General features: G+C 70.1%; 14 protein-coding genes. 3 read left to right on the top strand and 11 right to left on the bottom strand.

Annotated elements, in window-relative coordinates; genetic code table 11:
• The 8 genes from AC27VN_RS20050 to AC27VN_RS20015 form a co-directional block, all read right to left on the bottom strand.
• Nucleotides 1–661, bottom strand: a 661-nt coding sequence (locus AC27VN_RS20050) for an aspartate/glutamate racemase family protein (RefSeq protein WP_490877641.1), incomplete at its 3' end; no start/stop codon positions are given.
• Between the two features lie 38 nt (nt 662–699).
• The gene (locus tag AC27VN_RS20045; RefSeq protein WP_490877640.1) at nt 700–1,365 is read right to left on the bottom strand and encodes an amino acid ABC transporter permease; all 666 of its coding nucleotides are present in this window, start codon (nt 1,363–1,365) and stop codon (nt 700–702) included.
• A gap of 31 nt (nt 1,366–1,396) precedes the next feature.
• Nucleotides 1,397–2,077 (bottom strand): amino acid ABC transporter permease, encoded by a 681-nt coding sequence (locus AC27VN_RS20040; protein ID WP_209539618.1) that lies wholly within the window; start codon nt 2,075–2,077, stop codon nt 1,397–1,399.
• Nucleotides 2,078–2,105: 28 nt separating this feature from the next.
• Nucleotides 2,106–2,843 carry an amino acid ABC transporter ATP-binding protein gene (locus AC27VN_RS20035; protein ID WP_490877639.1) on the bottom strand — a complete coding sequence of 246 codons (738 nt, stop codon included), beginning with the start codon at nt 2,841–2,843 and terminating at the stop codon, nt 2,106–2,108.
• A 34-nt stretch (nt 2,844–2,877) separates the two neighbouring features.
• Nucleotides 2,878–3,726, bottom strand: coding sequence for a transporter substrate-binding domain-containing protein (locus AC27VN_RS20030; RefSeq protein ID WP_490877638.1), 849 nt, complete (start codon nt 3,724–3,726; stop codon nt 2,878–2,880).
• On the bottom strand, nt 3,716–4,660 hold the full coding sequence (locus AC27VN_RS20025; protein WP_490877637.1) for a polysaccharide deacetylase family protein: 945 nt from the start codon (nt 4,658–4,660) through the stop codon (nt 3,716–3,718). The genes AC27VN_RS20030 and AC27VN_RS20025 overlap by 11 nt, the downstream gene beginning before the upstream one ends.
• On the bottom strand, nt 4,657–5,595 hold the full coding sequence (locus tag AC27VN_RS20020) for a polysaccharide deacetylase family protein (protein ID WP_490877636.1): 939 nt from the start codon (nt 5,593–5,595) through the stop codon (nt 4,657–4,659). Before AC27VN_RS20020 ends, AC27VN_RS20025 begins: the two co-directional genes overlap by 4 nt.
• A 4-nt stretch (nt 5,596–5,599) precedes the next feature.
• On the bottom strand, nt 5,600–6,262 hold the full coding sequence (locus tag AC27VN_RS20015; protein ID WP_490877635.1) for a cysteine hydrolase family protein: 663 nt from the start codon (nt 6,260–6,262) through the stop codon (nt 5,600–5,602).
• 120 nt (nt 6,263–6,382) lie between these two features.
• Here AC27VN_RS20015 and AC27VN_RS20010 point away from each other — a divergent pair, with 120 nt between their 5' ends.
• The gene (locus AC27VN_RS20010; RefSeq protein WP_490877634.1) at nt 6,383–7,171 is read left to right on the top strand and encodes an IclR family transcriptional regulator; all 789 of its coding nucleotides are present in this window, start codon (nt 6,383–6,385) and stop codon (nt 7,169–7,171) included.
• Nucleotides 7,172–7,184: 13 nt separating this feature from the next.
• Here AC27VN_RS20010 and AC27VN_RS20005 read toward each other — a convergent pair whose 3' ends face one another.
• Entirely contained in the window at nt 7,185–8,102 is a 918-nt protein-coding gene (locus AC27VN_RS20005) for a LysR family transcriptional regulator (RefSeq protein WP_490877633.1), read from the bottom strand.
• A gap of 135 nt (nt 8,103–8,237) precedes the next feature.
• Here AC27VN_RS20005 and AC27VN_RS20000 point away from each other — a divergent pair, with 135 nt between their 5' ends.
• Both AC27VN_RS20000 and AC27VN_RS19995 read left to right on the top strand, forming a co-directional pair.
• Nucleotides 8,238–9,296, top strand: a complete 1,059-nt coding sequence (locus AC27VN_RS20000; RefSeq protein ID WP_490877632.1) for an SMP-30/gluconolactonase/LRE family protein — start codon at nt 8,238–8,240, stop codon at nt 9,294–9,296.
• 37 nt (nt 9,297–9,333) lie between these two features.
• Entirely contained in the window at nt 9,334–10,092 is a 759-nt protein-coding gene (locus AC27VN_RS19995; RefSeq protein WP_490877631.1) for an SDR family NAD(P)-dependent oxidoreductase, read from the top strand.
• A gap of 27 nt (nt 10,093–10,119) precedes the next feature.
• Here the strand turns inward: AC27VN_RS19995 and AC27VN_RS19990 are convergent, their stop codons facing one another.
• Nucleotides 10,120–10,533 carry a ferric uptake regulation protein gene (locus AC27VN_RS19990; protein ID WP_093352239.1) on the bottom strand — a complete coding sequence of 138 codons (414 nt, stop codon included), beginning with the start codon at nt 10,531–10,533 and terminating at the stop codon, nt 10,120–10,122.
• Between the two features lie 129 nt (nt 10,534–10,662).
• Nucleotides 10,663–10,786, bottom strand: a 124-nt coding sequence (gene hemP, locus AC27VN_RS19985; RefSeq protein ID WP_490877642.1) for a hemin uptake protein HemP, incomplete at its 5' end; no start/stop codon positions are given.

Here is a 10,786-nt window from a genome sequence, read left to right as displayed (position 1 = left end):
GCACCGCGGCCTCGGCCAGTGCGTAGCTCAGCGGGCCGGGATTGACGACCGGCACCGGCAGCCGCTGCGCCAGGTGCGGATGCGCCTGGTGCATGGTCGTCGAGCCGAGGATGATCACGTCGGCCCCGTCCTCGCGCACGCATTGCAGCGCCACCTCCTCGAGCCGCGGGAAGACTTCGTCCTCCTTGCCGGCCAGCAGGTTGCGGTTGTCGGGCCGCAGGTTGGCGGCGCGCACCGAGGCGCAGTGCGCCTGCAGCCCCAGTTCGGCGATGGTCTTGCGGTACAGCGGCTGCCAGGCGTCCCACATGGTGAGGATCGAGAAGCGGCGCCCGAGCATCATCGCCGTGAGCATCGCGTGGCGGCCGGGGCCGATCACGGGAATGGCGAGCGCGGCGCGCAGCGCGGTCATGCCGGTGTCGCTCATGGTGTCGATGCACACGGCATCGAAGCCCTCGCGCTCGGCGCCGAGGCCCACCTCGAGGATCGACAGCTCGGCGATCACCGAGTCGTGCCCGCTCACGTAGTTGGAGGGCGCGACCTTGGTGGTGCGGTACTCGAGCGTGGTGCCGCCTTGCAGCTGCACGGCGCGCGACTGCTCGCGGCGCTGCGCGAGGTTGTGGGCGTCGAGCGGGAAGGGAACGATGACCAGGATGCGTGTCACTTGGAGACCTCGTTGTCGCGGGGGATGGCGCTCGCCGCTCAGTGCGCGGACCGGTGCTCGAGCCGGCTCAGCATCCGCACCACGGGCCACAGGATGGCCAGGTAGATCAGCGCGGCCAGCACCATCGGCGTGGCGTTGTAGGTGGCGGCGCGCGCCATGTCGGCGTTGTAGAGCAGCTCGGGCATGGCCACCACGCTCGCGAGCGAGGTGAGCTTGACGACCTCGACGATGTTGGAGACTAGGTCGGGCAGCACATTGCGCACGGCCTGCGGCACGACGATGTAGGCCAGGGTGGTGAAGCGGCCGAGGCCGGTGGAGGCCGCGGCCTCGCGCTGGCCCGGGCCCACGGACTCGAGGCCGGCGCGGAACACCTCGCAGAAGTAGCTGGTCATGCTCAGCACGAGCGCCACGCACACCGCCGCGAACGGTGAGAGCCGCACGCCGAAGAAGGGCAGGCCCGAGTAGGTGAAGATCAGGATCACCAGCGGCGGCAGCGAGCGGAACAGGTCGACGAAGACCACCACCAGCCAGCGCAGCCAGCGCTGGCGCGCGCCGCCGGCGATGGCCGCGAGCAGGCCCGAGGCGAGGCCCACGGGGATGGTGCACAGGCAGATCAGCAGCGTGACCCACAGCCCCTGCATCAGCAGCGGAAAGACCTCCGCCATGATCGAGAGGTCGAAGAACTGTTCGAGAAGCAGGTTCATGGCGGTCCTGGTGGCACGGTGGCGCGGGTGTTCAGCGGCGCTTCCAGCGGAAGCGGCGTTCGATCGCGCGGCCCAGCGCAACGAAGGGCACGAAGATCGCGAGGTAGGCGACGGCCGCCATGAACAGCGGCGTGCCGCTGCCGCTGAAGGACTGGGCGGTCGAGGCCTGGTTGAGGATCTCGGGCACGCCGATGACCGTGCCCAGCGCCGAGTTCTTGGTGATGGCGATGGTGCGGTTGGTCAGCGGCGGCACCGTGATGCGCAGGGCCTGCGGCAGTACCACGTAGACATAGGCCTGCGTGAAGCCCAGGCCGGTGGAACGCGCGGCCTCCCACTGGCCCTTCGGCACCGACAGCAGCCCGGCCCAGAAGATCTCCTCGGCGAAGGCCGCCAGCACCAGGCTCAGCACCAGCCACAGCACGACGAAGGCCGACAGGCTCAGGCCCGCGTTCGGCAGGCCGAAGAAGGCCAGCAGGATCACGACCAGCGGCGGCAGCGCGCGGAAGATGTCGACGAAGCCGACGATCAGCAGGTTCAGTGCACGGATGCGGTAGACGCGCACCGATGCGAGCGCCAGGCCCAGCGCGATGCCGGTCACGATGACCGCCGCGGCCACCTGCAGCGTGACCACGGCGCCGGCCGCGATGTTCGGGCCATAGGTGCGGAAGATCGCGGGGTTCGCGAAGACCTCGAGGAAGCGTTGCCATTCCATGGTGCCGGGTTCTCTCTTGTCGTTCTTCTCAATGCAGCGCGTCGGTCATGAAGTCGCGCGCGCGGCTGCCCGGCGCCGCCGCGAGGATCTGCGCGGGCGAGCCCTGCTCGACGACCACGCCGTGCTCCATGAAGACGATGCGGTCGGCGGCGTCGCGCGCGAAGCGCATCTCGTGGCTGACCACGACCATGGTGACGCCGGTCTTCTTGAGCTCCTGCATCACCTGCAGCACCTCGGACACCAGCTCGGGATCGAGCGCCGAGGTCGGCTCGTCGAACAGCATGATCTTCGGCTCGAGCGCCAGCGCGCGCGCGATCGCGGCGCGCTGCTGCTGCCCGCCCGAGAGCTCGCCCGGATAGGCCCTGGCCTTGTGCGCCAGGCCCACGCGCTCCAGCGCGGCGAGGCCCGCGCGGTCGGCCTCGGCGGCGGACAGGCCGCGCACCTTGCGCAGCGCGAGCGTCACGTTGGAGAGCACGCGCAGGTGCGGATAGAGGTTGAACTGCTGGAACACCATGCCCACGCGCTGGCGCAGCAGGTTGAGGTTCGTGCGCGGCGAGAGCAGGTCCTCGCCGTCGACGGTGATCGAGCCGCCATCGGGTTCCTCGAGCCGGTTGCAGCAGCGCAGCAGGGTCGACTTGCCCGAGCCCGAGGGGCCGATGATGAAGACCAGCTCGCCCGGCGCGATCGACAGGTCGATGGACTTGAGCACTTCGTTGCCGCCGAAATGCTTGCGCAGTCCGTGGATCTGCAAGATGGGCGCGTTCATGCGGGGCACTTCCGTCGGGTCATGGCCGCGGCCTTCATTTCTTGCAGTTCGCCGAATGCGGCGCGGCGTCGTGGCCGGGCAGGCCGGCCACGCCGTAGCCGGGTTCGACCGTGGTGGCGACCGAGCCGGCCGCGGGCGCGACGCCGAACCACTTCTCGTAGAGCCTGGCGACCTCGCCGCGCGCCTTGAGGCATTCGAGCGCGCCCTCGACCTCGTTGCGCAGCGCGACCGAGTCCTTGCGGAAGGCCATCGAGAACACCTCGCCGGTCGCATGCCGGTAGCCGGGCCGCAGCCGCGGATTCTTCTTGACCGCCCAGGCGACCTCGGTAGTGTTGGTGAGCGCGGCCGCGCTGCGTCCCGAGATCACGGCGGCGATGGCATCGTTGGTGGTGCCGTAGGACTCGACGATCCAGCCCGTGGTGGGCGCCTGCGCGCGTGCCCAGGCGTCGTAGGCCGCGCCCTTGTTGACCGAGATGGTCTTGCCGCGGTAGGACTCGAGCGTTTCGAGCGGCGCCGAGGCGGCCGTCACGAACTGGTAGTCGGTGTTGAGGAAGCCCTCGGTGAAGATCATGCTTTCGGCGCGCAGCGGCGTGGCCGTGACGGGCGCGCCGACGAAGTCGATGTTGCCGGCCTGCATCGCGGGGAACACGCCCGAGTACTGCATGGCCGCGACGTCGATCCTGCGTCCCAGCTGCGTGCCGATGGCCGCGAGCAGGTCGATGCTGAAGCCCTCGAGGCCGCCGCTGAGCCTGGTCATCGCGAAGGGCGCGGCCACGGGGTCGACCGCGGTGCGAAGCGGCGCCGGCTGCGCGAGCGCGGTGGAGGCGGTGAAGGCCACGAGGCCGAGCGCGAGCAGTGCCGCCTTGAGTGAGCTATGCAACATGCGGTCTTTCCTTGGAACAGTGGATGAATCGGTCGGCGATGTCGCCCGCGGTGGTGACGAGCAGGTCGCTGCGCTCGCGCAGCAGCTCGAGGGTCTGGCGCAGGTAGCGGATGCGGTGCGGCGCACCGAACAGCCAGGGATGGATGCCGATCGAGAACACGCGCCCCTCGGGCAGGGCCGCGGCGCCGTCGAGCATGTCGCGCACCAGGCCGGGAAAGCGCTCGGGCGCGATGCGCCGCAGGGCGATGGTCTGCACGTCGTCGAGCTCGGTGGGCGCGGGCAGCGCGACCAGCCCGCGCGGCAGCTCGCCGGTCGCCTGCCAGTAGGGCTGGTCGTCGTTCGGCCAGTCCAGCGTGTAGGCGAAGCCGGCTTCGCGCAGCAGCGCGCCGGTGCGCGGCGTCAGGCCGTGGTCCTGGCCGAGCCAGCCGCGCAGCGGCGTGGGGCAGGCCGAGGCGACGATGTCGCGGCAGGCGACGATGAACGCGCGCTCCTCGGCCTCGTCCATGCGCGCGCTGATCATGCGGTTGGCCGAGAAGCCGTGCACCGCCACCTCCCAGCCGCGCCGCACGATCTCGGCCACCAGCTCGGGATGGGTCTGGACCACGGCCGCGCCGAGCGCGACCGTGGGCGCGACGCCGAATTCGTCGAGCAGCGAGAGGATGCGCCAGACACCGACGCGGTTGCCGTAGGCGCGCGCGCTCCAGGTGCGGAACTCGGGCGCGAAGGTGCCGAACTCGCCCTTGAAGCGCGGGTCGCGCAGGCTGCCCTCGGGCGGCGCGAGCTCCCAGTGCTCGAGCTGCAGCACCAGGCAGGCCGCGAGCCGGCGCGTGCCGAACGAGAGCGCGGGGCGCGCGGGCAGCGGCTCGAAGTCGTAGAGCGCGTGGTCCATGCCGCGCGGTGCCGGCTGCGCGGAGGGCAGGGGCGAGCCGCTCATGGCGCGGCTCCCGTTTGCGCGTACATGGAATCGCGTGCCGCATCGGCCGCCAGCGTGGCCTCGTAGCCGTTGGCGTAGTACCAGTCGGCGATCTCCTCGCCGGTGGCGAACCACACCTTGTCGTGCGAGGCGATGTGGCGCAGCGCCGCCTCGAGATACCGCAGGCGGTGCGGCCGGCCCATGATGTACGGGTGGAACGCGATGTTCATGACGCGCGGCTGCACCTCGCCCTCGGCATACAGCGTGTCGAACATGTCCTGCGCGATGCGCAGGAACTCGGGGCCCTCGGCGGCGCCGGCGTGCAGCACCGCGTCGTTGAGCTCGGTCTGGTAGGGCAGGCTGATGAGCCTGCCGCTGCGCACCGCGATCGGCGTCGGCTGGTCGTCGTGGTAGAGGTCGCAGTAGTACTTGAAGCCGGCCTCGGCCACGAGGTCGGGCGTGCGCAGCGTGTGCGAGATGGCCGGCGAGAACCAGCCCGCCATGCGCCGGCCCGTGAGGCGGTGGAAGCGCTCGACGCAGTTCGCGATCAGCGCGCGCTCGGCGTCCTCGTCGAGGTCCCACAGGTACTGGGTGTTGTAGATGCCGTGGCACATCGTGTCCCAGCCGCGTGCCTCGCAGGCTTCCATGATCTGCGGATAGCGCTCGAAGTTGGCGAGGCTCAGCGACACCGTCGCGCGGATGCCGAGGCGATCGAACAGCTCGAAGATCGGCCAGACGCCGACGCGGTTACCGTAGTCCTTGGCGCCGTAGCCGAGCACGTCGGGATGCGGCATGCGCGGCCAGGGGTCGCGCACGCGCACCGGGTCGGGCAGCCATTCGTAGTGCTCGAGGTTGGGACAGACCCAGACCGCGATGCGCGCGCCGCCGGGCAGCGCGAGCCGGGGCCGCTGGAAGATGGAGCCGCCGCGCAGGCGGTCGGGGTCGCGCACCTGCATGGCGTCAGCGCGTCGCGGGCGCATCGGGCCAGGTCGCCAGCACTTCGGCGGCCGTGGCATGCGGATAGCGGGCGCGCATGAACTGCAGCGAGCCCTCGTGCAGCGCGGCGCTGGTGCTGCTCAGCAGCTCGGGCACCGTCACCATGTAGTAGTCGTGGTAGGAGCCGCCGCGCAGCGTGGACTCCACGCAGCCCTCGGTCGAGTTGCCGACCAGCACCAGGGTCTGGATGCCGCGCGCGCGCAGCAGGCCGTCGAGCGGCGTGCGCACGAAGGCGTCGGGGCGGAACTTCTCCACCATCACGTCGCGCGGGCCGGGCACCAGCCCGTCGACCAGCTCCGCGCCCCAGCTGCCCTTGAGCGTGTACTCGGGCGTCTTGCCGTCGCGGCACTTGAAGCGCAGCCAGGCCGGCGAATCGCTCAGGCCGTGCGGCAGCGTGAGCTGGCGGATGAAGGCCACCATCACCTGCCGCGCCTGCACCTCGCGCACGAAGGCCGAGAGCGCGGGCACCGAGGCGGCGATGGCGCCGATGTCCTTGCCGTTGCGCGCGAAGTGGCCGTCGGGGTGGCAGAAGTCGTTCTGCATGTCGATCACCACGACGGCGGTGTGCCGCGGGTCGACCAGTTCGGCCAGCGTGTCGAGGACGGGAACGCCTTGGATGGTGCGCATGCTGTGGATCGCTTTCGGTTCTGAATTTCTATCTGGTAGAATTTATTTCTCTCTGATAGAAAATCATAGGCGAGCTCTTTCCACAAAGTCAAACTGGGGCAGACCCCGAGGAGCATGGACATGACGCCCAAGGGCAAGACAACGGCCGCGCGCAAGACGGCGGCCGCGGCCGATACGCAGGCCGATACGCAGGCCGATACACAAGCCGAGACCGAGACCGAGACCAGGGACAAGCCGCGCGTCGAGGCCGTCGAGCGCGCGCTGTCGGTGCTGGAGGCCTTCGCCGACGGCACGCCGCGCATGCCGCTGAGCGAGATCGCGGCGCGCACCGGCTTCTATCCGAGCACCGTGCTGCGGCTCTTCCATTCGCTCGAGCACTTCGGCTACCTGCACCGCGACGACGACGGCTTCTTCCGCCTCGGTCCCTCGCTGTGGCGGCTCGGCGTGCTCTACCAGAACACCTTCGACCTCGAGCGCCATGTGCGTCCCGTGCTCGACCGCCTCGTCGAGCGCCTGGGCGAGACCGCGGCCTTCTACATCCGAGAGGGCGACCGGCGCATCTGCCTGTACCGCCGCTTCGCCGCGAGTTCGATCGGCCATCACGTGGAGGAGGGCGCCGAGCTGCCGATGGACCGCGGCGCGAGCGCGCACGTGCTGATGGCCTTCACCGGCGCCAAGGGCGCGAAGTACGACGCGGTGCGGCGCGACGGGCTCTACGTGTCCTATGGCGAGCGCAATCCCGATGCGAATGCGATCGCGGTGCCGGTCCACGGACAGGGCGATGCCTTCGTCGGCGCGCTGAGCATCATCGGCCCGGTCAACCGGCTCGTGGGGGCCACCATCGACAAGAGCATTCCGGTGCTGCAGGAGGCCGCGCAGGCACTGGCGCGCAGCCTGCGCGGACGCTAGGAGCCTGCGCCGCTCAGCGGCTCAGCCGCTCGACCATGAAGTCGACGAACACGCGCATCTTCGGCGGCAGGTGCCGGTCGGGCAGCCACACCGCCGAGATCGTGGGGCCGAAGGGCGGGCGCACGGTCCAGTCCGGCAGCAGCCGCACGATGCGGCCCTGGCGAAGGTCCTCGTCGACCACGAAATCGGGCAGCAGCGCCACGCCCAGGCCCTGGCGCACCGCGTCGCGCAGCGACTCGCTGCTGTTGACGAGCAGATTGCCGCTCACGCGTACGGCGCGCACGCCGCGCGGGCCGTCGGCGCCATCGAAGCGCCAGAGCTGGTGGGTCTCGCCCTCGCCATAGCGCAGGCAGTTGAGGGCGGCCAGGTCCTCGGGGATGGTGGGCGCGGCCACGCGCGCGAGATAGCCGGGCGCCGCGCACAGCAGGTACGCGGTGCTGCCCAGCGGCCGCGCGACCGCGCCCGCGGGCAGCTCGCGCGTGGTGCGGATCGCGATGTCGAAGCCTTCTTCCGCCAGGTCCACCGAGCGGTCGAGCAGCACCAGCTGCACCCGCATCTCGGGATAGGCCTCGAGGAAGGCCGGCAGCGCGGGCGCAACCACCAGCCGCCCGAGCGTCATCGGCGCCGTGACGCGCAGCAGGCCCATCGGCCGCTGCAGCAGCGAGGCGACCTCGCCGCCCGCGCTGCGGCACAGCGCGATCGCCTCGGCGGTGCGGTCGTACAGCGTCTGGCCGGCGGCGGTGGGGCTCAGGCTGCGCGTGGTGCGGCGCAGAAGCTGAACGTCGAGCAGCATTTCCAGCCGCGCGATCTGCTTGCTCACGGCCGACTTGCTGGTGCCGAGCATGCGCGCGGCGCCGGTGAAGCTGCGGGCCTCGACGACGCAGGCGAACACGGCGATGCCGGCCATCTGTTCGGGAAGGTGGTCGCTCATGGCGGGAAACCTCGAAAGTAGCAAGAAGTCGGATTGTTTCCGAATGGAAACGGCAGGACTGAAATTCTCGCGATTGTCTCCAATTCGGCGCTGCCGAATACTGCGGCTCCCCCGACGACGCTTTCTTCTTCCGCCATGACGACCATCGCTTTCTTCCGTATCGCCGCCGTGCTGGCTTTCGGCGCGCTATGCCTGCAGGCCGGCGCCGGCACCGCGCTGCCCCTGAAGCTCGAAGTGCGCGACCCCGCCGTCGCCGAGCTGCTCGCGGCCGACGCGCCGCTGGAGCGCCTGGCGACCGGCTTCGGCTTCGCCGAGGGGCCGCTGTGGATCGGCGACGCGAAGGGCGGCCATCTGCTCGTGAGCGACATTCCCGCGAACGTGGTCTACAAGCTGGACCGCGACGGCAAGGCCAGCGTGTTCCTCGAGCGCAGCGGTTACCGCGGCGTGGACCTCTGGCGCGTCGGCATGCCGTTCAACAACCTGCGCGATGCCGGGGACGCGGGCTTCGAGCAGTTCAACCTCAGCGGCTCGAACGGGCTGGCGCGCGACCGGCAGGGCCGGCTGCTGATCGCGACCTGGGCCGGACGCTCCATCGACCGCATCGAGCGCGACGGCCGCCGCATGGTGCTGGCCGACCGCTTCGAGGGCCGGCGCTTCAGCGGCACCAACGACCTGGTGGTGCGCAAGGACGGCTCGATCTACTTCACCGACATGTTCGGCGGCCTGCTGAAGCTCGACAAGGATCCGACGCGCGAGCTCGAGCGCGCGGGCGTGTTCATGCTGCGCGAGGGCAAGGTCACGCGGCTGGTCGACGACATCGCCGCGCCCAATGGCCTGGCCTTCTCGCCCGACCAGCGGCTGCTGTATGTCGACGGCAGCGACGACCGCAAGGTGCGCCGCTACGAGGTGCGCGCCGACGGCACGCTGAGCGACGCACGCGTGCTGATCGACCTGAGCGCCGAGCCGGCGCCGGGCATCACCGACGGCTTGAAGGTCGACACGCGCGGCAACCTCTGGCTCACGGGCCCGGGCGGCGTGTGGATCGTCGCGCCCGATGGCCGGCCGCTCGGCGTCATCGCGCTGCCCGAGGCGGCCACCAACCTCGCCTTCGGCGATGCCGACCGCCGCACGCTGTTCATCACCTCGCCGACCAGCGTCTACACGCTGCGCACGCGCGTCGCGGGGCTGCCCTGACCCATTCATTCATCAACGCAACAGGAGTGCATCGAACATGGATCTCAAACTCTCCGGCAAGGTCGCGATCGTGACCGGCGCGAGCATCGGCGTGGGCCGCGCGATCGCGCGCTCGCTGGCCCAGGAGGGCGCCCGGCTGGCCATCGTCGCGCGCGGCAGGGAGCGGCTCGAGGCGGTCGCCGACGCGCTCGCGGCCGAGGGCGTCGAACGCCCGCTGGTGCTGGCTTGCGACATCACGCAGCCCGACACGCCGTCCGTGGTGCGCGCCGCGGTGCTGGAAGCCTTCGGCAGCGCCGACATCCTCGTGAACAACGCGGGCGGCTCGCGGCCCTTCGAAGGACTCGGCACCGCGCGCCAGTGGGAGGACGCGATGGCGCTGAACTTCCATGCGGCGCGCGAGCTGACCCATGCGCTGATCGACGACATGCGCGCGCGCGGTTTCGGCCGCATCGTGAACATCACGGGCGGGGACGAGCCGGTGGCGATCAACGGCGCGGTGCCGCCCAACGGCGCGACGCATATCTGGGCCAAGGCGCTGTCGCGCCACGTCGCGAAGGACGGCATCACGATCAATTCGATTCCGCCGGGACGCATCCACTCCGAGCAGGTCGACCACAAGCTGCTGCCGACCGAGGAGGCGCAGCGGCGCTGGGTGGAGGAGAACTGTCCCGCGGGCTACATCGGCGAGCCCGAGGACCTGTCGGTGCTGGTCGCGTTCCTGTGTTCGCCGCTGGCGCGCTACATCACGGGCCAGGTGATCCACGTCGATGGCGGGGCGCGGCGTTTCTCGCACTGAGGCGCGCGCGGGACACGGTCGAACCGGCTAACGCCGCGCGCCGAAGGCCGTGACCACGTAGTCGGAGAGCTCGAAGCCCAGCTCCGCCGCGATGACCTTGAGGCGGTTCTCGATCTCGGGGTCGAAGAACTCGAGCACGTCGCCGGTCTTGGTGCACACCAGGTGGCCGTGGTGGCGTTCGCGGTCGTTGAGTTCGTAGACGGCCTTGTTGTTGCCGAGCTGGCTCTTCTTGAGCAGGCCCGTCTGCTCGAACTGGGCCAGCACACGGTAGACGGTGGCCAGGCCGAGGTCGGTCTGCTCGGCCAGCAGCTGGCGGTAGACGTCTTCCGCCGCCATGTGCCGCTGCTTGCTGGTGCGGAACAGGTCCAGCACCTTCAGGCGCGGCAGGGTGGCCTTGAGCCCGGTCTGCTTCAGGTCGGGAGCGGCGGCGTGCTCGTCCATGCGCGTGCGTCCGGTCGATGTTCGTCGGCGTGGGAAAAAAATGCATGGCTGGCCGGTGAACCGATGGCTAGCAAAAAACGACCCTTGGAGACCGTTGAGTCTCGGAGTCGCCCCACGATGAAACTGAAACTACTTGGTCAGGATGAGCTTGCCCAGCTTGGTGGCCTGCAGCCTGTACACGAATCCGTTGTGCGAGATCTCGACCACCTTCTGGCCGCGCAGCAGCGCCGCGCTGTCGAGGCTGGCCGTCGAG

The sequence above is a fragment of the Variovorax sp. 20P10.2.4 genome (genome assembly GCF_058244205.1).
The sequence above is the reverse complement of the archived record's forward strand: the minus strand, read 5'-3'. Positions and strand labels throughout refer to the sequence as shown.

What these genes read in the sequence shown, in the direction of transcription:
- AC27VN_RS20045 (WP_490877640.1), bottom strand. Translation starts at nt 1,365, where the DNA reads ATGAACCTGCTTCTCGAACAGTTCTTCGACCTCTCGATCATGGCGGAG.
- AC27VN_RS20040 (WP_209539618.1), bottom strand. Translation starts at nt 2,077, where the DNA reads ATGGAATGGCAACGCTTCCTCGAGGTCTTCGCGAACCCCGCGATCTTC.
- AC27VN_RS20035 (WP_490877639.1), bottom strand. Translation starts at nt 2,843, where the DNA reads ATGAACGCGCCCATCTTGCAGATCCACGGACTGCGCAAGCATTTCGGC.
- AC27VN_RS20030 (WP_490877638.1), bottom strand. Translation starts at nt 3,726, where the DNA reads ATGTTGCATAGCTCACTCAAGGCGGCACTGCTCGCGCTCGGCCTCGTG.
- AC27VN_RS20025 (WP_490877637.1), bottom strand. Translation starts at nt 4,660, where the DNA reads ATGAGCGGCTCGCCCCTGCCCTCCGCGCAGCCGGCACCGCGCGGCATG.
- AC27VN_RS20020 (WP_490877636.1), bottom strand. Translation starts at nt 5,595, where the DNA reads ATGCAGGTGCGCGACCCCGACCGCCTGCGCGGCGGCTCCATCTTCCAG.
- AC27VN_RS20015 (WP_490877635.1), bottom strand. Translation starts at nt 6,262, where the DNA reads ATGCGCACCATCCAAGGCGTTCCCGTCCTCGACACGCTGGCCGAACTG.
- AC27VN_RS20010 (WP_490877634.1), top strand. Translation starts at nt 6,383, where the DNA reads ATGACGCCCAAGGGCAAGACAACGGCCGCGCGCAAGACGGCGGCCGCG.
- AC27VN_RS20005 (WP_490877633.1), bottom strand. Translation starts at nt 8,102, where the DNA reads ATGAGCGACCACCTTCCCGAACAGATGGCCGGCATCGCCGTGTTCGCC.
- AC27VN_RS20000 (WP_490877632.1), top strand. Translation starts at nt 8,238, where the DNA reads ATGACGACCATCGCTTTCTTCCGTATCGCCGCCGTGCTGGCTTTCGGC.
- AC27VN_RS19995 (WP_490877631.1), top strand. Translation starts at nt 9,334, where the DNA reads ATGGATCTCAAACTCTCCGGCAAGGTCGCGATCGTGACCGGCGCGAGC.
- AC27VN_RS19990 (WP_093352239.1), bottom strand. Translation starts at nt 10,533, where the DNA reads ATGGACGAGCACGCCGCCGCTCCCGACCTGAAGCAGACCGGGCTCAAG.